This is a genomic window from Bradyrhizobium sp. 87, from assembly GCF_023073015.1.
Lineage (GTDB): Bacteria > Pseudomonadota > Alphaproteobacteria > Rhizobiales > Xanthobacteraceae > Bradyrhizobium > Bradyrhizobium canariense_D.
In genome coordinates, this window is the sequence record NZ_JADPIQ010000048.1 from 792,249 (window position 1) to 816,711 (window position 24,463).

At 63.8% G+C, this 24,463-nt stretch carries 23 protein-coding genes and 1 pseudogene; 10 read left to right on the forward strand and 14 right to left on the reverse strand.

Annotated elements, in window-relative coordinates:
* Positions 1-52 precede the first annotated feature (52 nt).
* On the reverse strand, positions 53-514 hold the full coding sequence (locus IVB50_RS13250) for a GNAT family N-acetyltransferase (protein ID WP_018460065.1): 462 nt from the start codon (positions 512-514) through the stop codon (positions 53-55).
* Between the two features lie 501 nt (positions 515-1,015).
* On the opposite strand from IVB50_RS13250, the gene IVB50_RS13255 reads away from it, so the two are divergent.
* Positions 1,016-1,189, forward strand: a complete 174-nt coding sequence (locus IVB50_RS13255; RefSeq protein ID WP_007604975.1) for a hypothetical protein — start codon at positions 1,016-1,018, stop codon at positions 1,187-1,189.
* A 14-nt stretch (positions 1,190-1,203) separates the two neighbouring features.
* Positions 1,204-1,413, forward strand: coding sequence for a hypothetical protein (locus tag IVB50_RS13260; RefSeq protein WP_085352004.1), 210 nt, complete (start codon positions 1,204-1,206; stop codon positions 1,411-1,413).
* Between the two features lie 20 nt (positions 1,414-1,433).
* Here IVB50_RS13260 and IVB50_RS13265 read toward each other — a convergent pair whose 3' ends face one another.
* Positions 1,434-1,757 (reverse strand): response regulator, encoded by a 324-nt coding sequence (locus IVB50_RS13265; RefSeq protein WP_245288562.1) that lies wholly within the window; start codon positions 1,755-1,757, stop codon positions 1,434-1,436.
* Between the two features lie 181 nt (positions 1,758-1,938).
* On the opposite strand from IVB50_RS13265, the gene IVB50_RS13270 reads away from it, so the two are divergent.
* Positions 1,939-2,712 carry an SDR family NAD(P)-dependent oxidoreductase gene (locus tag IVB50_RS13270; protein ID WP_018460062.1) on the forward strand — a complete coding sequence of 258 codons (774 nt, stop codon included), beginning with the start codon at positions 1,939-1,941 and terminating at the stop codon, positions 2,710-2,712.
* Positions 2,713-2,980: 268 nt separating this feature from the next.
* On the opposite strand, the gene lepA is transcribed toward IVB50_RS13270, so the two are convergent.
* Positions 2,981-4,792, reverse strand: a complete 1,812-nt coding sequence (gene lepA, locus IVB50_RS13275; RefSeq protein WP_018460061.1) for a translation elongation factor 4 — start codon at positions 4,790-4,792, stop codon at positions 2,981-2,983.
* Positions 4,793-4,918: 126 nt separating this feature from the next.
* On the opposite strand from lepA, the gene IVB50_RS13280 reads away from it, so the two are divergent.
* Positions 4,919-6,544, forward strand: coding sequence for a glycosyltransferase family 39 protein (locus tag IVB50_RS13280; protein WP_026233935.1), 1,626 nt, complete (start codon positions 4,919-4,921; stop codon positions 6,542-6,544).
* 15 nt (positions 6,545-6,559) lie between these two features.
* On the opposite strand, the gene IVB50_RS13285 is transcribed toward IVB50_RS13280, so the two are convergent.
* The 5 genes from IVB50_RS13285 to IVB50_RS13305 form a co-directional block, all read right to left on the reverse strand.
* The gene (locus tag IVB50_RS13285) at positions 6,560-6,877 is read right to left on the reverse strand and encodes an HPr family phosphocarrier protein (RefSeq protein ID WP_018460059.1); all 318 of its coding nucleotides are present in this window, start codon (positions 6,875-6,877) and stop codon (positions 6,560-6,562) included.
* Positions 6,874-7,275, reverse strand: a complete 402-nt coding sequence (locus tag IVB50_RS13290; RefSeq protein ID WP_007597752.1) for a PTS sugar transporter subunit IIA — start codon at positions 7,273-7,275, stop codon at positions 6,874-6,876. The genes IVB50_RS13285 and IVB50_RS13290 overlap by 4 nt, the downstream gene beginning before the upstream one ends.
* A 133-nt stretch (positions 7,276-7,408) precedes the next feature.
* The gene (locus IVB50_RS13295) at positions 7,409-7,933 is read right to left on the reverse strand and encodes an HPr kinase/phosphatase C-terminal domain-containing protein (protein WP_018460057.1); all 525 of its coding nucleotides are present in this window, start codon (positions 7,931-7,933) and stop codon (positions 7,409-7,411) included.
* Complete coding sequence (locus IVB50_RS13300; protein ID WP_018460056.1) at positions 7,930-9,735, reverse strand: sensor histidine kinase; 1,806 nt, start codon at positions 9,733-9,735, stop codon at positions 7,930-7,932. The genes IVB50_RS13295 and IVB50_RS13300 overlap by 4 nt, the downstream gene beginning before the upstream one ends.
* 116 nt (positions 9,736-9,851) lie before the next feature.
* A complete protein-coding gene (locus IVB50_RS13305) occupies positions 9,852-10,553 on the reverse strand; it encodes a response regulator transcription factor (protein WP_007597749.1) in 702 nt (233 codons plus the stop codon).
* A 242-nt stretch (positions 10,554-10,795) separates the two neighbouring features.
* On the opposite strand from IVB50_RS13305, the gene IVB50_RS13310 reads away from it, so the two are divergent.
* The 3 genes from IVB50_RS13310 to IVB50_RS13320 all read left to right on the forward strand — a co-directional run bounded on the left by IVB50_RS13310 (position 10,796) and on the right by IVB50_RS13320 (position 16,119).
* A complete protein-coding gene (locus IVB50_RS13310; RefSeq protein WP_026233934.1) occupies positions 10,796-11,545 on the forward strand; it encodes a DUF2470 domain-containing protein in 750 nt (249 codons plus the stop codon).
* A 63-nt stretch (positions 11,546-11,608) separates the two neighbouring features.
* Positions 11,609-14,203: a CHAT domain-containing tetratricopeptide repeat protein gene (locus tag IVB50_RS13315; RefSeq protein ID WP_026233933.1), complete on the forward strand. Its 2,595-nt coding sequence runs from the start codon at positions 11,609-11,611 to the stop codon at positions 14,201-14,203.
* 299 nt (positions 14,204-14,502) lie between these two features.
* The gene (locus IVB50_RS13320) at positions 14,503-16,119 is read left to right on the forward strand and encodes a phosphoenolpyruvate carboxykinase (RefSeq protein ID WP_018460052.1); all 1,617 of its coding nucleotides are present in this window, start codon (positions 14,503-14,505) and stop codon (positions 16,117-16,119) included.
* A 149-nt stretch (positions 16,120-16,268) separates the two neighbouring features.
* On the opposite strand, the gene IVB50_RS13325 is transcribed toward IVB50_RS13320, so the two are convergent.
* Both IVB50_RS13325 and IVB50_RS13330 read right to left on the reverse strand, forming a co-directional pair.
* A complete protein-coding gene (locus IVB50_RS13325; RefSeq protein ID WP_018460051.1) occupies positions 16,269-17,084 on the reverse strand; it encodes a thioesterase family protein in 816 nt (271 codons plus the stop codon).
* Between the two features lie 94 nt (positions 17,085-17,178).
* A complete protein-coding gene (locus IVB50_RS13330; RefSeq protein ID WP_085384957.1) occupies positions 17,179-19,695 on the reverse strand; it encodes a glycogen/starch/alpha-glucan phosphorylase in 2,517 nt (838 codons plus the stop codon).
* Positions 19,696-19,913: 218 nt separating this feature from the next.
* Here IVB50_RS13330 and IVB50_RS13335 point away from each other — a divergent pair, with 218 nt between their 5' ends.
* On the forward strand, positions 19,914-20,159 hold the full coding sequence (locus IVB50_RS13335) for a hypothetical protein (RefSeq protein WP_240544159.1): 246 nt from the start codon (positions 19,914-19,916) through the stop codon (positions 20,157-20,159).
* 63 nt (positions 20,160-20,222) lie between these two features.
* Here the strand turns inward: IVB50_RS13335 and IVB50_RS13340 are convergent.
* Positions 20,223-20,512, reverse strand: a pseudogene (locus IVB50_RS13340) (GIY-YIG nuclease family protein).
* A 188-nt stretch (positions 20,513-20,700) separates the two neighbouring features.
* Between IVB50_RS13340 and IVB50_RS13345 the strand changes: the two are divergent.
* Positions 20,701-21,132, forward strand: coding sequence for a hypothetical protein (locus IVB50_RS13345; protein ID WP_018460048.1), 432 nt, complete (start codon positions 20,701-20,703; stop codon positions 21,130-21,132).
* A 156-nt stretch (positions 21,133-21,288) separates the two neighbouring features.
* Here the strand turns inward: IVB50_RS13345 and IVB50_RS13350 are convergent, their stop codons facing one another.
* Positions 21,289-22,065, reverse strand: a complete 777-nt coding sequence (locus IVB50_RS13350) for a DUF2865 domain-containing protein (protein WP_083926594.1) — start codon at positions 22,063-22,065, stop codon at positions 21,289-21,291.
* Between the two features lie 272 nt (positions 22,066-22,337).
* Entirely contained in the window at positions 22,338-22,901 is a 564-nt protein-coding gene (pyrE, locus tag IVB50_RS13355) for an orotate phosphoribosyltransferase (protein WP_018460046.1), read from the reverse strand.
* Between the two features lie 199 nt (positions 22,902-23,100).
* On the opposite strand from pyrE, the gene IVB50_RS13360 reads away from it, so the two are divergent.
* Positions 23,101-23,727, forward strand: coding sequence for a glutathione S-transferase family protein (locus IVB50_RS13360; protein ID WP_018460045.1), 627 nt, complete (start codon positions 23,101-23,103; stop codon positions 23,725-23,727).
* Positions 23,728-23,767: 40 nt separating this feature from the next.
* On the opposite strand, the gene IVB50_RS13365 is transcribed toward IVB50_RS13360, so the two are convergent.
* Positions 23,768-24,403, reverse strand: a complete 636-nt coding sequence (locus IVB50_RS13365; RefSeq protein ID WP_018460044.1) for a LysE family translocator — start codon at positions 24,401-24,403, stop codon at positions 23,768-23,770.
* Positions 24,404-24,463 lie beyond the last annotated feature (60 nt).

Genomic DNA, 24,463 nt, shown 5'->3' on the forward strand with positions numbered 1-24,463 from the left:
TGGCGGGGAGGATCAATGAGGGGCGATGGGTTTCGCAAGCGCCAAGCCCATCTTACGAACTGCCATCGAGCAATCGCTCCATGACGATCGTGCGTTCGTCACCATGATAGCTGTCGCGCGCCGCCCTGAATCCAAGGCCGGCGTAGAAGGTTTCAGCGGTGATTGAGGAAGAAAGGGTCAGCGAAGGGATGTTGCGCTCGCGTGCGGTACGCTCGATCTCGGCCATCAGCAGCTTGCCGATGCCGCGGGCCTGAACGTGTGGAGCGACGAAGACAGTGCGGACGACGGACCCGTCGAGGCTCGCGGTCCCGACGATGCGGCTGCGGATGGTAGCGACAAAAACGGTGCGTTGCCCAATGAGCTGCCGCACAGCGTCCGGACTGAAGCCGCGCACGATCCTTTCGATGACCTCGTTCGGATAATCCTTCGCGTTGGTTTCCCGCAGTGCACGCACGATGACCGCGCTGATATGAGCGGCGTCATCTTCAAGTGCAGGACGGATTGTGCATTCCATGGGCCACTCCAGTTCGCGGCGTGAAAAGCACAAAGACCGCTCGCTATTGCAGTCCCAGACCGCTGCAGTACCACGCCATGTCTTCGTGTCTCCAGCCGCGCTTGACGCCTGATTCCTTGCATTCATTGTAGGTCTTGAAGTTAGCTCCGTTTCGGCAGCCTGACGGATAGCTCCCAAAGCCGCCACCCGAGGTGGAACATGCGACCGAACTGGCCGCCGTGGTCGGGGCGACAGTGGCTTTGGGTGCTGCGTTCGCTGATGTGATCGACAAAATCAGCAAGCCCCCTAACGCAAGAACCGACGCTTTCATTGCATTCTCCTGATGGAACGATGCGTATACTATCTCAGGATGCATTATAGCTGGAGGCGCAACCTGAATGAAAGAGACCCGCGCTGCGGGCGCCCTCTGGTTTTCCATTCAACACCAAACCGGACAGCGTTGGTTCCTCTGAAGGAACGGTCAGGAGCTCAAGGCGTTTGAGGTAGCGAAAGGACACTTGCATGACCGAGAAATTCGATCCGGCACCGCCGGACAAGAACGCGGAAGATCTCAAGCGTGGCATCCGACGCGACAAGGCCAGGGACGACGAGCTGGACAAGGGCTTGAAGGACAGTTTCCCGGCGTCGGACCCGGTGAGCAGCACCCAGGCGTCCAAGGCAACACCGGACGCATGAAGGAGGGATAGACTATGGGCCTCGCAGCCTATGATATTGTTGGCAGGGACGGTGCCTGGCACGTCGACCACGATGGCGAAATCCGGAACACTTACCAGACCAAGGAAGCCGCTTTCGAGGCGGCTGTGGCCGCGGCATCGCTCGCCATGCGGCAGGGTCATTCCGTCCGGCTAACGGTGCCGGAGAGCGAGAACACCGTCGGCGCAGAAAATTCGGGCGGATGACCTTCGAGAGCATCCTGGTTCTACACGGCCGCCAGCAAATGGGCGGGCGCAAACGGCTTGCGCAAAAAGGTCGTGTTGGGCGGCAGCGGCGCCATCACCGTCCCGGACATCAGCACGATGTTGAGCCCCGGATGAGCACTGCGAGCGTATTCTGCGAGCTCAAGCCCGGTCATTCTCCCTGCGAGGTTGTGATCGGTGATGAGCGCCCGCAGCTCCGTGCCCGTCGAGGCCACGATAAGCTCCGCGGCTTCCGCAGTGGCGCACTCGACGACTTCGAACCCTTCGTCCTTGAGAAGGTCGGACAGAACTTCGCGCTGGAGTGAGTCGTCCTCGACCAGCAGCATGACGAAATTCGACATGCGGTCATTCCCAACTTATCGGATGTTAATGCGCATCCCGGAAGATTGTTCGGTTGTGATGTCTTCGTTCGGCGCTCCTTGCGCCACGGCATGATCAGTCGAACATGTTGCATTCTCCTTGAGGTTTCGACGCAGGCGCCGAAGCGGGGGTCGAACAGGAGCGGCAATGGCAATCGTCTTCATCACCGGCAGCACGGACGGTCTGGGCCGCGCAGCTGCCCAGTCTCTGCTCGAACAGGGCCACCAGGTCGTCCTGCACGCACGATCAGCGGAACGTGCGACCGCAATCTCCGAGCTTGAATCGCATTCCGCACGGGTCGTGATCGGCGATCTCAAGAGCGCCGCCCAGACGAGACACGTGGCAGATCAGGTCAACGCAATCGGACGAATGGACGCGGTCATCCACAACGCCGGGGTCTATACCGAGCGCAGCCGCGGCCCGACGCCCGAAGGCCACGCCACCACCCTGGCAATCAACACGCTCGCGCCCTATTTGCTCACCGCCCTGATGAAGCGCCCCGATCGGCTGGTGTATCTCAGCAGCGGACTACATCGCGGCGGAGAGGGATCGTTGAGCGATCTCGACTGGACGAGGCGAACCTGGGATCCGGCCAAGGCGTACGCGGAGAGCAAACTGCACATGGTCGCACTGGCCTTTGCCTTGGCGCGGCGTTGGCCGCAGGTGCTGAGCAACGCCGTCGATCCCGGCTGGGCGCGCACCAAAATGGGCGGTGCCGGAGCGCCGGTCGGCGTGGCCACCGGACAACGGACGCAGACCTGGCTCGCTGTGAGCGATGATCCCGCCGCCCTGGTCAGCGGTCGTTACTGGCATGACCTCCGGCAACAAGAGCCGGCGCACGAAGCAGTTGATCCCGATTTTCAGGAGCGGCTTCTGGACAGGCTGGGCGAGTTGACGGGAGTGATGCTTCCACCGGCGTAGAAGCAATTCGCCTGAAGCCCACATCTTCCCAAAGCGTCGGGAGGCCGATGCTGCCTCTCATGCGCACGGCATTGCCACGTGCTGCATGATGCCATCATGCCCCTGTTTTGCCCGACGAGTCAAACGAAATTCTGAAAATCAAAAGTTCAATCCGAACAAGCCCCTCGCTACTGTGCATGGGGTTGTTTTCGCGTTTTTTTGTTTTCGGTCCCGAAAAGCGCGGACCGGACCTGTCTCGCCGCGCTCGCGGCGGCCTAAAGCCGTCGCCTCAGCTGTCCACCTTCAACGCGGCGATGAAGGCTTCCTGCGGGATGTCGACCTTGCCGAACTGCCGCATCTTCTTCTTGCCTTCCTTCTGCTTCTCCAGAAGTTTGCGCTTACGCGTGATGTCGCCGCCGTAGCACTTTGCGGTGACGTCCTTGCGCAGCGCGCGCACCGTCTCTCGCGCGATCACCTTGCCGCCGATCGCCGCCTGGATCGGGATCTGGAACATGTGCGGCGGGATCAAATCCTTCATCTTCTCAACCATGGCGCGGCCGCGCCCCTCGGCGCGGGTGCGATGCACCAGCATCGAGAGTGCGTCGACCGGCTCGTTGTTGACCAGGATCTGCATCTTGACCAGATCGGCCGGCTTGTAGTCGGTGAGATGATAGTCGAACGAGGCGTAGCCCTTGGAGACCGACTTCAGGCGGTCGTAGAAGTCGAACACGACCTCGTTGAGCGGCAGATCGTATTTCACCATGGCGCGGGAGCCGACATAGGTCAGCTCCTTCTGCGAGCCGCGGCGGTCCTGGCACAGCTTCAGCACGCTGCCGAGATATTCGTCGGGGGTGAGGATCGTGGCCTCGATCCAGGGCTCCTGGATCTCCGCGATCTTGACCACATCAGGCATGTCGACGGGATTGTGAATCGAGATTTCCTGTCCGTCGGTCAGGCTCATCTTGTAGATCACGCTCGGCGCGGTCGCGATCAGGTTGAGATCGAATTCGCGCGACAGACGCTCCTGGATGATCTCCAGGTGCAACAGCCCGAGGAAGCCGCAGCGGAAGCCGAAGCCGAGTGCGGCCGAGGTCTCCATCTCGTAGGAGAAGCTGGCATCGTTGAGGCGCAGCTTGCCCATCGCCGCGCGCAAGGTCTCGAAGTCGTCGGCGTCGGCGGGGAACAGGCCGCAGAACACCACGGGAATGGCCGGCTTGAAGCCCGCCAGCATCTCGGTGACCGGCTTCTTGTCGTCGGTGATGGTATCGCCGACACGGGTGTCGGCCACTTCCTTGATCGCGGCGGTGATGAAGCCGATCTCGCCGGGGCCGAGCTCGTCGACCTGCGTCATCTTCGGGGTAAAGAAGCCGACGCGCTCGATGTCATAGGCCGCGCCCGTGCCCATCATGCGGACCCGGCTGCCCTTCTTCATGACGCCGTCGACGACGCGGATCAGCACCACCACGCCGAGATAGACGTCGTACCAGCTGTCGACGAGCAACGCCTTCAGCGTCGCTTCGCGATCACCCTTCGGCGGCGGCAGGCGGGTGACGATCGCTTCCAGCACATCGGGCACGCCGAGGCCGGTCTTGGCCGAGATCATCACGGACTCGGAGGCGTCGATGCCGATGACGTCCTCGATCTGCTGCTTGACCTTCTCCGGCTCTGCGGCGGGAAGGTCGACCTTGTTCAGGACCGGAACGATCTCATGCCCCGCATCGAGCGCGTGGTAGACGTTGGCGAGCGTCTGTGCCTCCACGCCCTGGCTGGCGTCGACCACCAGCAGGGAACCCTCGCAGGCCGCCAGCGACCGCGACACTTCGTAGGCGAAGTCGACATGGCCGGGCGTGTCCATCAGGTTGAAGATGTAATCCTTGCCGTCCTTGGCGCGGTAGGCGAGGCGCACTGTCTGCGCCTTGATGGTGATGCCGCGCTCGCGCTCGATATCCATGGAATCGAGCACCTGCTCCTTGCCCGCCATTTCCCGGTCGGTGAGGCCGCCGGTCATCTGGATCAGGCGGTCGGCCAGCGTCGATTTGCCATGGTCGATATGGGCGACGATGGAGAAATTGCGGATGTTGGAAATGGGGACGGTCGTCATGGGCGCGGGATACCACTCACACCCCCGTGCGGCAACCATATTGCTGTAATTTCAGGGCCTTTGTTCACGCCAAGCTGATTCCACGAAGGCCCGAAACGCGCTACGCAACGCCTGATGTCCAGGCCCATGACGACGACCTCGATCCCGTCTGCCCGAGCGCGCGCGAAGACCCGGGTGAGCTATGCCCGCTTTCGCGCCTGGCTGGTTGCCAGCGCGACCCGCCCCGAGGCGCGCCTCTGGCTGGTGATCCAGCTCGCCATCCTGCATGCGGTGCTCTGGACCTTCATCCTGATCAATCTCAAGGCAGCGCAGGACGTTCACATGGACGTCGCGGAAGCCTGGGGCTGGGGGCAGAAATTCCTCTGGGGCTATGGCAAGCACCCGCCGCTGTCGGGCTGGGTCGCCGGCCTCTGGTTCACAGTGTTCCCGCCGACGGACTGGGCGACCTATGCGCTGGCGATGGCGACCGTCGGCACCGGTATGGTGATCTGCTGGCTCATCGCGCTGCGCGTCGTGGATGCGCGGCGCGCGTTCCTGGTCGTGGTGATGGTCGCGCTCTACCCGATCTTCAATTTCAAGGGTTTCAAGTACAATCCCGACCTGCTCCAGCTCGTCACCTTGCCGCTCCTCGTGCTCGCTTATCTCAATGCGTTCGAGAAGCGGAGCTGGCAGTCCGGAGTGTTGCTCGGCCTTGCCGGCGCGCTGGCGCTGATGACCAAATACTGGGTGCTGACCATGATCGGCGCCATCGGGCTTGCCGCGCTGATCCATCCGGAGCGAATGAGATTCCTGTCGTCGCCGGCACCGTGGGTTGCGATCGCGACGATGGTGGTGGCGATGATCCCGCACATCGTGTGGCTGGCGGACGCGCATTTCGTGCCGCTGACCTATGCCGGCGATACCTACAGCCTCGAGGACAGCGGCCAGGTGCATCAGCTCGTGACCGGCTATGCCCTGCATAATGTCGCGCTGCTGGCATTGCCGGTGGCGCTGGCCGCGCTGGCGATGGCGCTGGTGCCACCTTGGTTCAGGCTGCTCCTGCGTGCGCCCTTGCGCATCGTCACGCGGGACTGGGCGCGCGGCGCGAATTCCAGCGTGAACCTTTCGCAGGCGCGCAACGTCTGGCTCATCCAGATCATCGTCGCGGTCGGCCCCGCGCTCGGCGCGCTGGCCTTCAGCATCTACATGAAGACCGATTGGGGCATCTCGCTGTTCTTCCTGGTGCCCTTGGCGCTGGTCGCGATCCCGGCGTTGCGGGTGCAGAGCGCTGCGCTGTTCAACATTGTCGCGATCTGGCTCGTGCTCAGCGTTGCCACGCTCATTGCCTCGCCCTGGATCGCCGCCCGCGAGATGGCGGCCAATGCCGGCAATACGGCGACTTACGGCGCGCGCTCGGATCTCGCGCGCGAGCTGACGCAGGCCTGGCACGCGCGCTTCGCCTCGCACTGGGCGGTCGTCGCCGGCACCATGGAATCGATCCAGCCGATGGTGTTCTACAGCCCGGATCATCCGGCCGCGTTCACGCCGCTCGAGGCCTGGGGGTCCGGATTGATTTCGCCCGATGACGTCAAGCGATACGGCTTCATCGGCGTGTTCGACCCGGCCGATGGTCGCCTGCCGGCGTTCGAAAAATGGGTGTCCGAAGTTGCGCCGAAGGCCGAGCGCATCGTAATGACGACGCGCCGTTTCACTCACGGCAAAGCCGGTCCGTCGATGAGCTGGAACATCTACATCGCGCCGCCGGGGAATTGATCGAAGCGAATCCGCCTAAATCCCTTCCTCGTTGAATTTGCTTTCAACGAGTTCGGTGATCGCCGCGAGCGCGGCCTCGGCATCATCGCCGGACGCGGCGACCGTGATGGTGGTGCCGGGACCGGCGGCGAGCATCATCAGGCCCATGATCGAGGTGCCGCCGACGGTTTCGCCGCCGCGCGTCACCCAGACCTGCGCGCTGAAACGCTCGACGGCCTGAACGAACTTGGCGGAGGCCCGCGCGTGCAGGCCGCGCTTGTTGATGATCAGGAGGTCCTTGGAGATCGCGCCCGCGGGCACGCCCGTCCCGGCTTGCGGCGCCTCGTCGCTCATTTGCCGGCGAGGACGCGGCTGGCGATGGTGACGTATTTGCGGCCGGCTTCCTGGGCCATCGCGATCGCGTCGGGGAGCGGACGCTCCTCGCGCACCTTGGCGAGCTTCACCAGCATGGGAAGGTTGATGCCCGCGAGCACTTCGACCTTCGGCCGGCTCATGCAGGATATTGCCAAATTGGACGGCGTGCCGCCGAACATGTCGGTGAGGATCGCGACGCCGTCGCCGGAATCGACGCGGTTAACCGCCTCGATAATGTCGCTTCGACAGAGATCGGAATCATCTTCGGCGCCGATCGTGATCGCTTCGATTTGCTTTTGTGGGCCCATGACATGTTCAAGCGCTGCCTTGAATTCGTCGGCAAGGCGCCCGTGGGTCACAAGTACTAGACCAATCATCGGAAAACTCCTCGCGGGCGCTTTTGGTGCACCGCACGAACGCGCCACTTTGACCATCCAGAGCCCCCGCGCAAGAGGGGATGTTGCGTATCTCCCTGAATCTAGACGGATGGATAAGGGGAGCTGCGCCGGTCTATTCGGTCGCGAGTGTGGGGTTCATATGGTTACCATTTCCCTTCAAACAATCGCCTGAAGGGTTAACGGGAGATGAACTCTTGGTAGTGGTCAAGGCCGCGACAACCAGAGGAAGGGGCAAATAGTCGCGGCCGACTGGGATTCGTGGTATTTCGACACCTAAAATGGCTGTTTTCAGGGATTGGGCCGGCGGCAGCCGCTCCGCATCCGCGGCGTCCAGATCGACCACGAGGCCGACGGTCGCATGCTCCACAAAGTCGCAGCGGCGGATTCCCAGCCCCCGGATCTCGATCAGGCCGGCCAGAACCGGGGCGGGGCGGACCTCAATTTCGCGGCCGACTGTCGCCAGATGGACACGGTCATCACCGACCAGAACGGCCGTTTCGAGCACGCCGCTGCGTCCTGCCATGATCAAATCGAAGGCAAGGCGCGACTTGCCGGAGCCCGAGGGCCCGCGGATCAGCACCGCCAGATCTCCAACCTTGACCGCCGAGGCGTGAACGCTGGGGCCACCGTCGCTCATAGCGCCGGCAGCCTCACCACGAAACGCGCGCCGACAACACTGGGCGCGCCGTCCTCGTCCGCCGGGCCGAGGCGGTTCTCCGCCCAGATGCGTCCGCCATGTGCGTCGACGATCTGCTTGGAGATCGACAGGCCAAGGCCGGAGTTCTGGCCAAAGCCCTGATGAGGGCGGTCGGTGTAGAAGCGCTCGAAGATGCGCTCCAGCGCGTCGTCGCGGATTCCGGGGCCGTCGTCGTCGACCACGATCTCGATCTCTCCGCGTACGCGGCGGCAGGTGAGGCGCACCTTGTTGCCGGGCTCGGAGAAGGACTGTGCGTTCGAGAGCAGGTTGGAGACCACTTGTCCGAGTCGCGAATCGTGGCCGGTCACGGCGAAATTGTCGGTCGGGCTGCGGCCCTCGAAACGCATTTCGACCGCGACGTCATGGCCGAGCTTGGTTTCATTGGCGACGGAGACGAGCGTCGTCAGCAGGCGGCGCAGGTCGACCGGAATCGCATCCTGGCGCTGCAGTTCTGCATCGAGACGGCTGGCGTCGGAGATGTCCGAGATCAGCCGGTCGAGCCGCTTGACGTCATGCTCGATCACCTCGAGCAGGCGCGCGCGGCTGTTCTCGTTGCGCGCCAGCGGCAACGTCTCGACCGCGGAGCGCAACGAGGTCAACGGGTTCTTCAATTCGTGCGCGACGTCGGCGGCGAACATCTCGATCGCTTCGATGCGGCTGTAGAGTGCACTGGTCATGTCGCGCAGCGCACCGGAGAGATGGCCGATCTCGTCGCGACGACGGGTGAAGTCGGGAATTTCGACGCGGGTCCTGATCCGGCGGCGGATCAGCTCGGCGCTATCGGCGAGCCGGCGGACCGGACCTGCGATCGTGCTGGCGAGCAGCAGCGACAGCATGATCATGACCGCGGCGGCGACGCCGCCCACTTTGAGGATGGCGAGGCGCTCGGCGGTGACCATCTGGTCGATGTCGTCGCCCTGCGTCGACAGCATCAGCGCGCCATGGATGGCGCGCGAGCGCAGCACGGGGACCGCGACAGAGACGATCACCTCGCCGCGCGCATTGACCCGCACCATCGAGCGCTTCTGGCCCTGGAGCGCGTCGCCGACCTCCGCATAGCCATTGCCGTTCTCGGGGCCGAGCTCGCGATAGAGCGGCAGGTCGCCGCGATTGAGCCAAGTACGGACCGCGACCATGCCGCGTTCGACCATGCCAGGCTTCTCGGCGGACACTGACGGCAGGGGGAAGCGCACCACGGTATCGAGGCTGCGGCTATCGACCAGCAGGCTGCCGTTCGGGTCGTAGATGCGGGCGCGCGTCTTGGTCGGCGAGATCAGCGTGCGCAGCACCGGTGCCACGCGCTCCGGATTGATCGGAAAATCCAGCGGGGAATACTCGTCCGAGCCGCCATAGGTCTCGCCCGGCTTGAGGTCGAGCAACCGGTCGGGGTCGATGGTGATGGCGTTGGTCTGCACCGTCGCGGACGCCGCGATCGCGCCGGCGATGATCTCCGCCTGCACCAGCAGGCTCTGCGCGCGCGCGTCGATCAGGCCGGCGCGGAATTGCGACAGATAGAGGATGCTCGCCACCAGCGCGACCAGGCCGGCGAGGTTGAGCGAGACGATGCGGCGGGTCAGGCTCGAGAAGGACAGCGCGAAGAAGAACTGCCCGGCGCGCTTCAACCAGTTCAGTGGACGCCAGCCCCGCACGGCCAGCTTGTCCTCAGCCAATTGATCCGGAGCGCCGTGGGCGGTGACGTCCTCGGCGTTCTGGTTCTCGTCAGGCTGCGTTCGGTCAAGCAATGCTCACGCCCGCGTTAGGACAGCTCGTGCGAAGGTCCCCGCATCCTAGAGCCATCCCGGTCCCGATGGAATCAGAACCGGCGATGCTCTCGGTCTTTCGTGGAGGCGCGTGCGCCTCAGGCTTCCTTGAAGCGGTAGCCGACGCCGTAGAGCGTCTCGATCATCTCGAACTCGTTGTCGACCACCTTGAACTTCTTGCGCAGCCGCTTGATGTGGCTGTCGATGGTGCGGTCGTCGACATAGACCTGGTCGTCATAGGCGGCGTCCATCAGCGCGTTGCGGCTCTTCACCACGCCGGGCCGGGTCGCGAGCGCCTGCAGGATCAGGAATTCGGTGACGGTCAGCGTCACCGGCTCGTTTTTCCAGGTGCAGGTGTGCCGTTCAGGATCCATGCGCAGCAGGCCGCGGTCGAGCGCCTTGGCGTCGTTCTCCTTCGGCGTGACGGTCGGGTCCTTCGGCGCCGAACGGCGCAGCACCGCCTTGACGCGCTCGACCAGCAGGCGCTGCGAGAACGGTTTGCGGATGAAGTCGTCGGCGCCCATCTTGAGGCCGAACAGCTCGTCGATCTCTTCGTCCTTCGAGGTCAGGAAGATCACCGGCAGGTCGGATTTCTGCCGCAGCCGGCGCAACGTCTCCATGCCGTCCATGCGCGGCATCTTGATGTCGAGGATGGCAAGATCGGGCTGGGTGGTGCGGAAACCGTCGAGCGCTGAGGCGCCGTCGGTATAGGTCATGATGCGATAGCCTTCGGCCTCCAGCGCGATCGAGACGGATGTGAGAATGTTGCGGTCGTCGTCGACCAAAGCGATTGTGGGCATGAGCCTCTGCTTTCTGCTTTCCGTTTGGGTCGTGGCTTGAAAACGGCGAGCAATCCACTGATGCGCCGCATACATGGGTGCCGATGTTGGCATTCGAACCTTGTCACCGAGCAATGCAAGCTAGGCTGAAGTGTGACCAAGTTCCACGAAACACGGCAGATTCGCCGCATCTCGACCCATAACCGGGCCCCGGTTTACCCGAAAAAAGGCCCTCCATGCAACCACCTGACCCGAGAAAGCCGATGCAACCGACCCCCGACTTCGACCCCGGAAAGCTCGCCAAATCGCTGCTGCGGCGGTCACGGCAGGGGGCCTTGGCGACATTGATGGCCGGCAGCGGCGATCCTTATTGTTCCCTGGTCAATCTGGCGAGCCATCCGGATGGCTCTCCGATCCTGCTGATCTCAGGATTGGCCGTGCACACCAGGAACATCCTGGCCGACAGCCGGGTGTCCTTGATGCTGGACGAGCGGGCGGCGGGCGATCCGCTGGAAGGTGCCCGGATCATGCTGTCCGGCCATGCCGAGCCGGCCGATGCCGACAAGGATCTGCTCCGGCGACGGTATCTCAATGCTCATCCCTCAGCGGGAGCCTTTGTTTCCTTTAAAGATTTCTCTTTCTTTCGGATCCGGCCTACGGGAACCCATCTGGTCGCCGGCTTCGGCCGGATCGTCGACCTCAAGCCGGAGCAATTCCTGACCGACCTCACGGGGGCCGAGGACTTGCTGACGGCGGAGGAGGGCGCGGTGGAGCACATGAATGCCGACCACCGCGAGGCCATGGGCCTCTATGCAACAAAACTGCTCGGTGCTGCCGCGGGCGACTGGCGCTGCACCGGCTGCGACCCGGAGGGCCTCGACATGCAGGACGGCCAGACCGTCTTGCGGCTGGATTTTCCGGAGCGGGTGGCTGATGGCACGGCGCTGCGCAAGATGCTGGTTCGCCTCGCCGGCGAAGCGCGCACCAGGATGAACCAGAGCGCAACACATTGAACGCTGCTGCCCATCGCCGCGACCCAAGTTCGTTACCGGTCAGAAGGCGGCGGCGAGAGCGTCATGACAGAATGGAATAGACGGACGCTGGTTGCGGGTTTGACGCTCGCGATCACCGCATCGCTTGTCACGCCTAGCGTCGCCCAGAAAGGTCTCGCCGCGGAGAGCGCGCGGATCAACACCCTCATGAGCGCCGGCAGATATTCGGAAGCACTGCCTTTGGCGCAAGGTATGGTCGCGAACCTGGAGAAGAGCGACACAGGTCGCGAACTCGCCGCCGCGCTGAACAACCTCGGCCAGGTTCATGCCGGTCAGGGCCACGACGATCTGGCGGAGCCGCTCTACAAGCGCGCCATCATGCTGATGGAAAAGTCGCTCGGTCTCGAAACCCCGTTGATCGGAGCCGAACTGAGCAACCTCGCCGCGCTCTACCAGCGGCAGAGCCGCTACGCCGAGGCTGAGCCGCTGTTCAAGCGCGCGCTCGCCGTTCGCGAGAAGGGATTGTCGCGCGAGCATCCCGATGTCGGCCAGTCACTCAATAATCTCGCCACGCTCTATGTGAAGCAGCAGCACTATGCCGAAGCCGAGCCGCTGTTTCAGCGGGCGCTCGCGATCTACCAGAAGGCTGGCGGCTCCGAGCATCCGGCGGTGGCCACCGTCCTGAACAATCTCGGCCAGGTCTATCGCGATCTCAATCGCGATGCGGACGCGGAAGCGCCGATCAAGCGCTCGCTCGCGATCCGGGATAAGGTGCTGGGACCGGATCATCCCGACGTCGCCCGCTCGCTGAACAATCTCGCCGGCCTCTACGAGCACCAGCAGCGCTACGGTGACGCCGAGCCGCTCTATCGTCGCGCGCTGGTCATCCGCGAAAATGCACTCGGGCCCGATCATCCCGAGGTCATGACCTCGACCGGCAATCTGGCTTATTTCCTCTACGTGGCCGGGCGCGCCGCGGACGCATTGCCGTTCGCGGAAAGGACTCTTCGGGGCGATCGCGCCCAGTTGCGCATCGTCTTGCCGGTCCTGTTCGCCGCGCGCCAACAAGATCTGCTGTCCGGCGACAAGGCGCTCGACGAGGCCCTCGCCGCGATCCAGCGCGGCACGCAATCCTCCGCCGCATCCGCCGTGAACAAGCTCGCGGTTCGGCTTGCCGCCGGCAGCGACCGGCTCGCCGAGCTGGTGCGCCGGGATCAGGATCTCGCGGCTGAGTCAGAGGCACTCGACAAGGCGATCGTTGCCGCAGTGTCGAAGCAATCCGCGCAGCGCGATCTCGCAACCGAACAGCGCAGCCGCGCGCGGATTGCAATGATTGCCAACGAGCGTGCGGGCTTGCAGAAGACGCTCGCGGTCGAGTTTCCCGACTACGCGTCACTCTCCAATCCGCTGCCGTTGACGGCAAAGGACATCCGGCTGCTGCTGTCGGCCGACGAGGCGATGGTGCTCTATTCCGTCGTCGACAAGCAGAGCTGTGTCATCGCGATCACGCGCGAGGGCGTCGACTGGAAGGCCATCCCACTCGGCGCGGATGCGCTGACGCAGAAGGTGACGGCATTCCGCAAGGGACTCGACGTCGGCAAAGCGCGCGACGCCTCCGGCAAATCCGGATTGTTCGATCTGGCGCTCGCCAACGAGCTCCATGTCGCGCTGCTCGGTCCGGTCGAGGCGTTGACAAAGCACAAGCACAGCCTGCTGGTGGTGCCGTCGGCTGCGCTGACCGCATTGCCGTTTCATCTGCTCGTCACGGAGAAGCCGCAGGCTGCGATCCCGGACACGCTCGAAGGCTATCGCGGCGCCGCCTGGCTGCTGCGGCGCCAGGCCGTCTCGGTGCTGCCGTCGGTGGGCAGTCTGAAATCGCTGCGGGCCTTCGCGCGTCGGGATCAAAGCGTGAAGCCGATGACCGGCTTCGGCGATCCCGTGTTCAATCCTGCACTGGAAGGGCCCGCCGAGCGGCGCGCCGCGAACGGCAAGGTCGCCGCGCGCAGCATCGCGACCATCGCCTATAGTGATTTCTGGCGCGGTGCCGGCGTCGATCGCGCGCGGCTTGCGCAGGCGCTGCCGCAACTGCCCGACACCGCCGATGAGTTGAACGCGGTGGCCAGGGATGTCGGGGCTTCCGAGGCCGACATTCATCTCGGCCGCGACGCCAGCGAGACGACGCTCAAGCGTGCAGCGCTTGCTCAATACGGCATCATCTACTTTGCCACCCACGGCCTCGTTGCCGGCGACATCAAGGGACTGGGTGAGCCCTCGCTCGCGCTCTCCATTCCCGATCAGCCCACTGAACTCGACGACGGTCTACTCACCGCGAGTGAAGTCGCTCAGCTCAAGCTCAATGCGGATTGGGTTGTACTGTCGGCCTGCAACACCATCGCGGGCGACAAGCCCGGCGCCGAGGCCCTGTCGGGACTGGCGCGCTCGTTCTTCTACGCCGGTGCGCGCGCGCTCCTGGTCTCGCATTGGGCCGTGGATTCGGAAGCTGCCACCCGCCTGACCACGATGACTTTCGAGCTGCTCAAAAACGAACCACAAATCGGGCGTGCCGAAGCCTTGCGCCGCGCGATGTTAACCTACGTTGACGACACCTCGTCTCCGCGCAACGCCTATCCAGCGATGTGGGGGCCCTTCGCGCTCATCGGCGAAGGCGCGGTACGATAGGGCGGGCTGCGATTGTCCTTCAGCTGTCTTGGACATTGTGCGTTGCAATAACCTCAGGAAACGCCGAAACGCACATTTGGTTGCGCGATCATTGTCGATTTTTTGATGCGCCTGCTCAGAGCTGACATGCGCGACGTTTGGCGCGGTCCTTGAATAAACCAAATCCTAAGGGATCAGCTTGGCAACGCCAGCGTTCATCAGTATTAGGTCGTTCCAACCGAGGCCGAACGGCCTGTAATCACGGTGACCGCGGCGGCGCCAAGCATGATCGCGCTGAGTGGGTTCTAGGAGGATTTTTCGTGCAAGAGACGGGCGTGCGCAACGGTGCCTTCGGCGCCGACAAATTCGGCTTAAAGAATCTCAAGCAGGTTCACTGGAACCTCGGTGCGCCGCAACTCTATCAATACGCGCTCTCCGCGGGCGAGGCGGTGCTGTCGGCCGATGGCGCGCTCTGCGCCGACACCGGCGAGTTCACCGGCCGCAGCCCCAAGGACAAATTCACGGTGCGTGACGCCACCACCGACAAGAAGATGTGGTGGGCCGGCAACCAGTCGATCACCGCAGAGCAGTTCGAGACGCTCTACCAGGACTTCCTCAAGCACGCCGAAGGCAAGTCGCTGTTCGCACAGGACCTCTATGGCGGCGCCGATCCGGCTTATCGCATCAAGACCCGCGTCTTCACCGAGCTCGCCTGGCACTCGCTGTTCATCCGCACGCTGCTGATCCGTCCCGAGGCGATCGAGCTCTCGGCGTTCGTGCCCGAGCTCACCATCATCGACATGCCGAGCTTCCGCGCCGATCCGAAGCGCCATGGCTGCAAGTCGGAGAATGTCGTCGCGATCGATTTCGCCCGCAAGATCGTGCTGATCGGCGGGTCTTACTATGCCGGCGAGATGAAGAAGTCGGTCTTCACCACGCTGAACTACTATCTGCCCGAGCGCGGCGTGATGCCGATGCATTGCTCGGCCAATGTCGGCGCCAAGGGCGATGCGGCGATCTTCTTCGGCCTGTCCGGCACCGGCAAGACCACGCTGTCAGCCGATCCGAACCGCACGCTGATCGGCGATGACGAGCACGGCTGGGGCCCGAACGGCGTCTTCAACTTCGAAGGCGGCTGCTACGCCAAGTGCATCAAGCTGTCGCAGGAAGCCGAGCCCGAGATCTATGCCGCCTCGACCCGCTTCGGCGCGGTGCTCGAGAACTGCGTGTTGGACGAAGACACCCGCGTGGTCGATTTCGACGACGGCTCCAAGACCGAGAATACGCGCTCGGCCTATCCGCTCGAGTTCATCCCGAACGCCTCGCGCACCGGCCGCGCACCGCAGCCGAAGAACGTGGTGATGCTCGCCGCCGACGCCTTCGGCGTGCTGCCGCCGATCGCCAAGCTCTCGCCGGCGCAGGCGATGTATCACTTCCTGTCGGGCTACACCGCCAAGGTCGCTGGCACCGAGCGCGGTCTCGGCAATGAGCCGCAGCCGGAATTCTCGACCTGCTTCGGCTCGCCCTTCCTGCCGCTCGACCCCTCCGTCTACGGCAACATGCTGCGCGACCTGATCGCCCAGCACAATGTCGACTGCTGGCTGGTCAACACGGGATGGACCGGCGGCAAGTACGGTACCGGCTCGCGCATGCCGATCAAGGTGACGCGCGCGCTGCTGACCGCGGCCCTCGACGGCTCGCTTCGCAACGTCGAATTCCGCACCGATAAATATTTCGGCTTCGCGGTCCCGACCGCGCTGCCGGGCGTGCCGAGCGAGATCCTCAACCCGGTCAACACCTGGAAGGACAAGGACGAGTTCGACAAGACCGCCCGCGCGCTGGTCGGCATGTTCCAGAAGAACTTTGCCAAGTTCGAAGCCCAGGTCGACGCCGAGGTCCGCGCCGCTGCACCGGACGTGAAGCTCGCGGCGGAGTAAGCTTGCGTCGTTTGAAATTCGAAAGGGCGGCCGCGAGGCCGCCCTTTTGCTTTTCAAGATGTCTCTCCACCGTCATTGCGAGCGCAGCGAAGCAATCCAGAATCCCTCCGCGGAAACAGTCTGGATTGATGGCGAACTCGCGGAAGCAGCTACGCCTTGAAATAGGCGATCTGCGTCGTGGTCGCGAGCAGTCTTCCGTTCGGCGACCACAGCTCGGCGTTCTGGTCGGCGTAGCTCTTGTGCATGATCTTTGAATCGGCCGTCGCCAGCACGCGCGTGATGTCCTCGGCGGCGAGCTCTTCGCTGTCAGTGTGGAAATACGTCGTCAGCGACACCGTGCCGAACGGAACCAGCTCGCGTCGCGCGTGGAAGATGCGGCCGAAGAAGGCGTCCGACATCGACATCAGCGACGGCATGTCGAGCTTGCGCGGTTCGCGATCACTGATCCAGAGCTTTGAGTAAGTGCTGGCGAGCTCGGGCTTGAGCGGGCCGATCCGCATCTCGCCCTCGACGAAGCGGAATTCGTACTGGTTGGCCCAGGACGCCGCGATCTTCGGGAACGGCATCGTCTCTTCGAACGGCTTTGCATCGGGATATTGCGCCACCCTGTGCTCCCAGGACGGCCGGCGTTCGGCGAACACGGCGGTGGCGAGCGTTGCGACCTCGCCGCCGCCTTGCGACAGTTCGACGCTCCAGTGCTGGCTGGAGCGATTAGCCTTCACCAGCCGCACGTCCAGATCGAACGGCCCCTTCGCGATCGGCGCGCAGTAATTCACGGTGAGCGCCAGCGGGTCGCCGGCACGTTCCGGATGCTCGATCAGCGCACGCAGGATAGTCGCGGCGGTGGCGCCGCCGAACGGGCCGACAAAGGCCCAGTAATCGTCGCTGGTGTGTCCCTGCCAGCTGGAGTCACCGGCGGTGACGCGGGTGGCGTCGTCGAAAGGGTGCGGGAGCTTGGCGTGCATTATTCGATCCGGCGTTCAATGACGGACGTCATATCACGTCCGCCGCCGGCTTGTGCAATTACCTCGTGAGTAACCGATTTCACGTCGCGGAAATTCAGCCCGCGACGTCGCGCAAGGTCGGCAGCAGCGGCGTGGTGGGGTTGACCGGCACGTTCCAGATCTCCTCGGCGTATTCGCGAATGGTGCGGTCGGAGGAGAACCACGCCATGCGCGCGACGTTGAGGATCGAGGCGCGGGTCCAGGCCGGCGCCACCTGCCAGCGCGCATCGACGCTGCGCTGCGCCTCGTAATAAGAATCGAAGTCGGCGCTGACCATGTAATGGTCGAGATAGCGCAGCGCATGCGCGATCGATTCGAAGCGGCCGGGATCGCCGGGCGAGAATTCGCCGGCGCCGATCGCATTGATGGCGCGCTGGAGCTTCGGCGAATTGCGGATCACGTCGGAGGCGTCCAGCCCCTGCTTGCGCCGGATCATGACATCGCCGGCTTCCATGCCGAAGATCGCGATGTTCTCCGCGCCGACATGGTCGCGGATCTCGATGTTGGCGCCGTCGAGCGTGCCGATCGTGAGGGCGCCATTGAGCGACAGCTTCATGTTGCCGGTGCCGGAGGCTTCCATGCCGGCCGTCGAGATCTGCTCGGAGAGGTCGGCCGCGGGAATGATCACCTCGGCGAGGCTGACATTGTAGTCGGGCAGGAAGACGACCTTGAGCTTGCCGCCGATCGCGGGGTCGTTGTTGACGACTTCCGCAACGTCGTTGATCAGCTTGATGATCAGCTTGGCGTAGCGGTAGCTCGCCGCCGCCTTGCCCGCAAAGATCTTCACCCGCGGCACCCAGTTGCCGTTGGGGTCGTCCTTGATCGCCTGGTACAGCGCGACCGTCTCGATGACATTGAGAAGCTGGCGCTTGTATTCGTGGATGCGCTTGATCTGCACGTCGAACAGCGCGTTCGGGTCGACCTTGATGCCGAGGCGCTCGCCGATCAGGCGCGCCAGCGCCGTCTTGTTGTGAAGCTTGACTGCGCGGAACCTCTTCTGGAATTCGACGTCGCTGGCGCGGGCCTCGATCAGGCTGAGCTGCGTCGGATCATCGAGCACGGCGTCGCCACAGGTCTCGCGCAACAGATCGGTCAGTTTCGGGTTCGCCAGCATCAGCCAGCGGCGGAAGGTGATGCCGTTGGTCTTGTTGGTGATGCGGCCGGGGTAGAGATGGTTGAGGTCGTGGAACACGGTCTCCCGCATCAGGTCCGAATGCATCGCCGAGACGCCGTTGATGCGGTGGGAGCCGACGAAGGCGAGCTGGCCCATGCGCACGCGCCGGCCGCTCCGCTCGTCGATCAGCGACACCGAGGCGCGGAAGTCGATGTCGCCGGGGGCGCGCGCCTCTGCGAGCGCGAGATGCTGCACGTTGATGCGGTAGATGATCTCGAGATGCCGCGGCAACAGCCGTTCGAACAGCTCGACCGGCCAGGTCTCCAGCGCCTCAGGCAGCAGCGTGTGGTTGGTGTAGGACAGCGTGGCGACCGTGATCTTCCAGGCCTCGTCCCAGCGGAAATTGTGGTCGTCGATCAGGATCCGCATCAGCTCGGTGACGGCCAGGCTCGGATGGGTGTCGTTGAGCTGCACCGCGACCTTGCTCGACAGGCTGCGAAGCTGGCCGTCCGACGCAAGGTGCCGCTTGATCAGGTCCTGCAGCGAAGCCGAGACGAAGAAATATTCCTGGCGCAGGCGCAGCTCGCGGCCCGCCGGGCTCTCGTCGTTCGGGTAGAGGAATTTACAGATCGCTTCCGCGCGCGACTGCTCGGCGCTGGCGCTGACATAGTCGCCGGTGTTGAAGGCATCGAGCTTCAACGGATCGGGCGAGCGTGCCGACCACAGCCGCAGCGCGTTGACGTGCTGGCCGCGCCAGCCGACGATCGGCGTGTCATAGGCCATCGCCTGCACGGTCTCGGACGGATGCCAGATCGCGCGATCGCGGCCCTTGTCTTCGACATGCTCGACACCGCCGCCGAAGCGAATGTCATAGATCACTTCGGGCCGCTGCAATTCCCAAGGGTTGCCGAAGCCGAGCCATTCGTCCGGATATTCCTGCTGCCAGCCCTGATTGATGATCTGACGGAACAGGCCGTAATCATAACGGATGCCGTAGCCGATCGCAGGGATCGACAGCGTCGCCATGCTTTCCATGAAGCAGGCGGCGAGACGGCCCAAGCCGCCATTGCCGAGCGCCGCGTCCGGCTCGCATTTGCGCAGCTCAGGCAAGGAAACGCCGAGATCGCCGAGCGCGACCTCGAAGATCTTCAATAGCCCCATATTGTTCAGCGCGTCGCTGAAGAGGCGGCCGATCAGGAATTCGAGCGAGAGATAATAGACCCGCTTGCGCCCCGCATCGTAGCTGTGCTTCTCGGCCGTGAGCCAGCGATGCACGATGCGATCGCGCAGCGCCAGCGCCGCGGCCTGGTACCAGTCGTGCTTGGTGGCCATGCCCGCATCCTTGCCGATGGCAAGGCGCAGCTTCGCCAGGATCGCGCCCTTGATCTCAGCCAGAGCGAGTTCGTCGATGGGCTGGTTGGGGGCGGAGAAATTGGGCTGGAACGATGAATCTTGCAAAGTCGTCACTTCCTGGTCGCGAGAACACTACTGACCCTACGCATCTTGCCTCTGTACGGAACCATTGCTGGTGCGACCGTGCACTGCGTTTGGCGTAAAATTATGCAAGGAACGGGCCGATTTGGGAACCCGGACGCATACGGGGAAACGTGGATTTGGTGCTAGAATGGCGGCCAATTCAGCCATCAGTGTGGAGGAGGCGCCCGATGAACTCTCTGATGAGACCTGTGACGCGACGGCTGATCGAAATCGCCGCCGCCACCTTCCTCGTCGTCTGCATCACCGCGTCCAGCGCCGCCTTCGCCGCCGGCAAGATCGGCCGCAGCGCCGACGGCCTGAGCTGCGCCGTCACGCTTCCGCAAAACGCATCCTCCGCCGCCCGCTGCGCCGCCATCAAGCGCCAATGCGGCGGCAAATTTTACGCAAGCGCGTGCGGGGATAAGTTGATGTCAGCGGCGAATTGAGCAGGGGCTGGTGCAACGAAGAAGGTGTCGTCCTGGCGGAAGCCAGGACCCATTACCCGCCTGTCAGATGAGGCCTGACCGATCATTCCAATCGGGATTTCTTCCTCGATCAGCTTGATCTTCCAGTCCCGCTTCCAGAACTTGAGCTGCTTCTCGCGCGCGATCGCCTCCTGCAGTGTTGCGTAGGCTTCGACATGAACGAGGCGGAAGATTTTATACTTGTGCACGAACTTCGAGCCGCGACCCGAACGATGTAGCTCAAGCCGCGCGCGGACGTCGTTGGTGATTCCGATATAGATCGTGTCGTGATGGCGGCTTGCGAGAATGTAGACGAAGTAGCTGCTCGTGCTCATGGCCCAACCCGCAAAAGCAACACTGACCGGGGTAATGGGTCCTGGCTTTCGCCAGGACGACGCTCTCCAACAATCGCGCCTAACATCAGAACAAATTAAGAACACTTTAGCAAGTCTTTGATATATCATTGTGATTCGGCGTGTTGCCGACACCATATCTAGCGTCTGCCAGACTTCGCGAGGACTACATGTCCACCATTGCCTTCGATCAATTTGCCCTCACCAGGATCGCCGATTTCGCGCGCTCGCTGTCGCGGCTGCATCAGGCGGCGCGGCGCCACGCGGTCGACGACGACCAGTTCGACCGCGAGTTCAACGCGGTGTGCCAGTCGATCTGGGGCTACACCATCGACGACGTCAGCGACGATCTGTTTTCGGCGCAGGACCATCTGTTCCTCGACACGCTTGACGAAGCGCATGCGCGCATCTTCGCCGCCGAGCAGGGTTATGATCTCGTCGACGACCAAGGCATGCTCACCGACTGGTGGGGTTTTTGCTGGATGATTTTAGCCGAGAAGCGCGGCCTGCTCACGGCAGACAACCGCGCCGCCGCGCGCGCGGCGATCGAGGAGAAATATCTGGCGGCGCCGAACGTGATCGGCGTGATCATCGGACGGTGACCCACCATCCTCCGTCATTGCGAGGAGCCTCTTGCGACGAAGCAATCCAGAGTGCCTCCACGGAGCCAGACTGGATTGCTTCGCTTCCGCCTTCGCTCTTCGAGCTTCGGCGGACAAGTCGCTCGCAATGACGGCTTGGCTACAGACGAGCCTGAGCTAGTCCAGCCCAGCCCGCTTCGCCGGCTTTTGCGTTTTCGGCACCGTCACGTCGGGGAGCGTCTCGCGCACGATCTCCGCGGCAGGGGCATCCGCCGCCACCGTGTCGGCGCGCACCGGCGCCACCTTCATCTCGCCGAGCCGTGCGCGGACCTGCGCGGTGAGACCGGGATAGGAGGCGACCGGGGTGAAGTCCGCGGCCTGGTCGTTGCCGACGCGGATGCCGGTATAGGCGACGAGACCGTCGCTGGTGGCGATCACGTCGCCGGGCTTTAGCGACGAGTCCAGCGCCAGATCGACCGGAGCAAGGCCGACCGGCTCGCGGCCGTTGCAGGTGCAGTCGGCGCGCAGCGCCTTGCGATAGGCGAACGCGTTCTCGCTATCGGCATAGCGCTCGCCGGTCTGCGACGCCGCGCCGTCGATCGAGGAGCCGAAATAGATCTTGGTGGCGCTTGCAGGACAGAACGCCTGACACATCTGCGCGGGCGAGGTGAGACCGCGCATCAGCGGAAAATATTTGCCGTCGCAGCTGCGCACGCAGAACGCCGGTCCCGAGCCGCCGGCCGCAGCCGAACGTGTCGGCGGCACGTATGGCGGACTTGCGCCGTTCTGCTGGCCGGTGAATGGATCGGCGTAGGAGCTCGGCTGCTGCGGCACCTCACGCTGCGGCCGCTGCTGCTGCTGCATTCCGCCGAAGAAGAAGTCGAACAGGCCTTCGGCCGAAACCGGGGCCGGAGCCGCAACCAGCGGTGCTGCCAATGTGGCGGCTACGAGCATCGCGCGACGCCACCGGCGCGCATGGGACATGACTGTACGCAAACGCTTACTCCACCCGGCGCTACCCAACCGGCCGGGACCATCAGGTCTCAGCACATGATTCACCATAAGGCGGGATGGTAAATGAGCGGTTGAGGGGGGAGGAGCGGTGTCGCCGGACGGGTGGACCTCGTCCATGGCCGGGCTTGTCCCGGCCATCCAGGATCTCTGGTGCGGCAAAGACGTGGATGCCCGGTCAAGCCCGGGCACGACGGCGGAAAAAGTCTAGCCGCTCAAGCCTTCAAGAACTCCGACGCCTTGTACAGCGAGCGGAACGGCAGCCCGGCCGCGCCAAAGGTGTCGTCGGCGCCTTCCTCGCGGTCGACCATGGTCAGCACCAGCACCACTTCCGCGCCGGTCTCGCGCACCGCTTCCACGGCCTTCATCGCCGAGCCGCCGGTGGTGGTGACATCCTCGACGATCACGACGCGCTTGCCCTCCAGCGTCTCGCCCCTGGGCAGCCCCTCGATCGCAAGCTTCGCGCCATGCTCCTTCGGCTTCTTGCGCACGAAGAAGGCCGCGATGGGATGGCCCTTGATCCAGGAGATCTGCGCCAGCGCGCCGGCCAGCGGCACCGCGCCCATCTCAAGCCCGCCGATGAAATCGAGCTGGTCATCCTTCAGCGCCTCATAGGTCAACTCGGCGAGCAGGGTCGCACCCTCCGGGTCGAGCATGGTCGGCTTGAGGTTGAAGTAGAAGTCGCTCTTGCGGCCCGACGCGAGCGTCACCTCGCCGCGGCCGAAGGAGCGCCGGCGGATGATCTCGAACAGGCGGGCGCGGGAGGCTGATTTAGACACGGCGGGCCCTCGGGAGCATTTTTGGAGGTGGCGGAATTTATCCGCGACGGCCTCGACATTCCAGAGGGGGCTTCCCCCGTCAACAGGGATCGGCCATCCCGGGCGGCCGGTTGTGGGGGTGCAACGTTCTGGGGTAGGTGGATGCCGGATATCTCGGGCAAGAAAACCTGCAAGAAGGCTGGGCAAGGACACGCGACAAATGACCATCGAGCTGCACACCTGGAACACGCCGAACGGCCGCAAGATCTCGGTCGCGCTGGAGGAGATGGGGCTGCCCTACAAGGGGATCCCGGTGAATATCAGCAAGGGCGAACAGATGGCGCCGGAGTTCCTGAAGCTCTCACCCAACAACAAGATCCCCGCGATCGTCGATCCTGATGGCCCGGACGGCAAGCCCGTCAGCATCTTCGAGTCGGGTGCGATCCTGCTGTATCTCGGCGAAAAGACCGGCAAATTTCTGCCGAAATCGCTTTCGGGCCGCATTCCCGTTTATGAATGGTTGATGTGGCAGATGGGCGGTTTCGGGCCGATGCCGGGCCAGGTGCACCATTTCATCGCGCTCGAGAACGAGCAGGACCGCGCCTACGGCCTCAAGCGCTACATGGCCGAGACGCGACGGCTCTACGGCGTCCTCGACCGCCGGCTGGAGTCCAGCGATTTCGTCGCCGGCGAGCTCTCGATCGCCGATTTTGCCATCCTGGGCTGGGCCTGGCGTCACCCTCGCCACAAGGTTGACCTGGCCGACTTTCCCAACGTCAAGCGCTGGTACGAGGCCCTGATGGCCCGCCCGGCGGTGAAGCGGGGCATGGAGGCGAAGCTAGATTGATCTTTCTCTCCCTCTCCCCGCAAGCGGGGAGAGGGGAAAATCACACCTTCCGCGCTTCCACCGCCATCCGCACCGCAAGCCCGGCCAGCACCGTGCCCATCAGCCAACGCTGGACCAGCATCCAGCTTGGCCGGCTTGCGAGAAACAGCGCGATCGACCCGGCCGCGAGCGCGATCATCGCATTCACGCTGACACTGATCGCGATCTGGATCGCGCCGAGCACCACTGACTGCGCCAGCACGCTGCCGGCGGTGGGATCGATGAACTGCGGCAGCAGCGCGAGGTAAAGCATCGCGATCTTCGGGTTGAGCAGATTGGTGACGAACCCCATCGCGAACAATTTGCGCGGGCTGTCGATCGCAAGCTGCTTCACCTGGAACGGCGAGCGCCCGCCCGGCTTCACTGCCTGCCAGGCCAGCCACAACAGATAACCCGCGCCGGCAAAGCGCAGCGCGTCATAGGCGAAGGGAACGGCGAGCAGCAGCGCCGTGATGCCGAATGCCGCGCACAGCATGTAGAACAAGAAGCCGAGCGCCACGCCGCCGAGCGAGACGATGCCCGCCGCAGGCCCTTGCGTGATCGAACGCGAGATCAGGTAGATCATGTTCGGCCCGGGCGTGAGCACGAGGCCGAGGCAGACGAGAGCGAAGCCGAGCAGGGCGGAGGCGTGGGGCATGGCTGAACCGGTGCGGGAGACGGCACGGTTCTAATATGCGTGGCGCAGTGGGGCCATCGC

Excerpts from the sequence above, each read along its gene's own strand:
- IVB50_RS13250 (WP_018460065.1), bottom strand. The coding sequence starts at position 514 with ATGGAATGCACAATCCGTCCTGCACTTGAAGATGACGCCGCTCATATC.
- IVB50_RS13255 (WP_007604975.1), top strand. The coding sequence starts at position 1,016 with ATGACCGAGAAATTCGATCCGGCACCGCCGGACAAGAACGCGGAAGAT.
- IVB50_RS13260 (WP_085352004.1), top strand. The coding sequence starts at position 1,204 with ATGGGCCTCGCAGCCTATGATATTGTTGGCAGGGACGGTGCCTGGCAC.
- IVB50_RS13265 (WP_245288562.1), bottom strand. The coding sequence starts at position 1,757 with ATGCTGCTGGTCGAGGACGACTCACTCCAGCGCGAAGTTCTGTCCGAC.
- IVB50_RS13270 (WP_018460062.1), top strand. The coding sequence starts at position 1,939 with ATGGCAATCGTCTTCATCACCGGCAGCACGGACGGTCTGGGCCGCGCA.
- lepA (WP_018460061.1), bottom strand. The coding sequence starts at position 4,792 with ATGACGACCGTCCCCATTTCCAACATCCGCAATTTCTCCATCGTCGCC.
- IVB50_RS13280 (WP_026233935.1), top strand. The coding sequence starts at position 4,919 with ATGACGACGACCTCGATCCCGTCTGCCCGAGCGCGCGCGAAGACCCGG.
- IVB50_RS13285 (WP_018460059.1), bottom strand. The coding sequence starts at position 6,877 with ATGAGCGACGAGGCGCCGCAAGCCGGGACGGGCGTGCCCGCGGGCGCG.
- IVB50_RS13290 (WP_007597752.1), bottom strand. The coding sequence starts at position 7,275 with ATGATTGGTCTAGTACTTGTGACCCACGGGCGCCTTGCCGACGAATTC.
- IVB50_RS13295 (WP_018460057.1), bottom strand. The coding sequence starts at position 7,933 with ATGAGCGACGGTGGCCCCAGCGTTCACGCCTCGGCGGTCAAGGTTGGA.
- IVB50_RS13305 (WP_007597749.1), bottom strand. The coding sequence starts at position 10,553 with ATGCCCACAATCGCTTTGGTCGACGACGACCGCAACATTCTCACATCC.
- IVB50_RS13310 (WP_026233934.1), top strand. The coding sequence starts at position 10,796 with ATGCAACCGACCCCCGACTTCGACCCCGGAAAGCTCGCCAAATCGCTG.
- IVB50_RS13315 (WP_026233933.1), top strand. The coding sequence starts at position 11,609 with ATGACAGAATGGAATAGACGGACGCTGGTTGCGGGTTTGACGCTCGCG.
- IVB50_RS13325 (WP_018460051.1), bottom strand. The coding sequence starts at position 17,084 with ATGCACGCCAAGCTCCCGCACCCTTTCGACGACGCCACCCGCGTCACC.
- IVB50_RS13335 (WP_240544159.1), top strand. The coding sequence starts at position 19,914 with ATGAGACCTGTGACGCGACGGCTGATCGAAATCGCCGCCGCCACCTTC.
- IVB50_RS13345 (WP_018460048.1), top strand. The coding sequence starts at position 20,701 with ATGTCCACCATTGCCTTCGATCAATTTGCCCTCACCAGGATCGCCGAT.
- IVB50_RS13350 (WP_083926594.1), bottom strand. The coding sequence starts at position 22,065 with ATGCTCGTAGCCGCCACATTGGCAGCACCGCTGGTTGCGGCTCCGGCC.
- IVB50_RS13360 (WP_018460045.1), top strand. The coding sequence starts at position 23,101 with ATGACCATCGAGCTGCACACCTGGAACACGCCGAACGGCCGCAAGATC.
- IVB50_RS13365 (WP_018460044.1), bottom strand. The coding sequence starts at position 24,403 with ATGCCCCACGCCTCCGCCCTGCTCGGCTTCGCTCTCGTCTGCCTCGGC.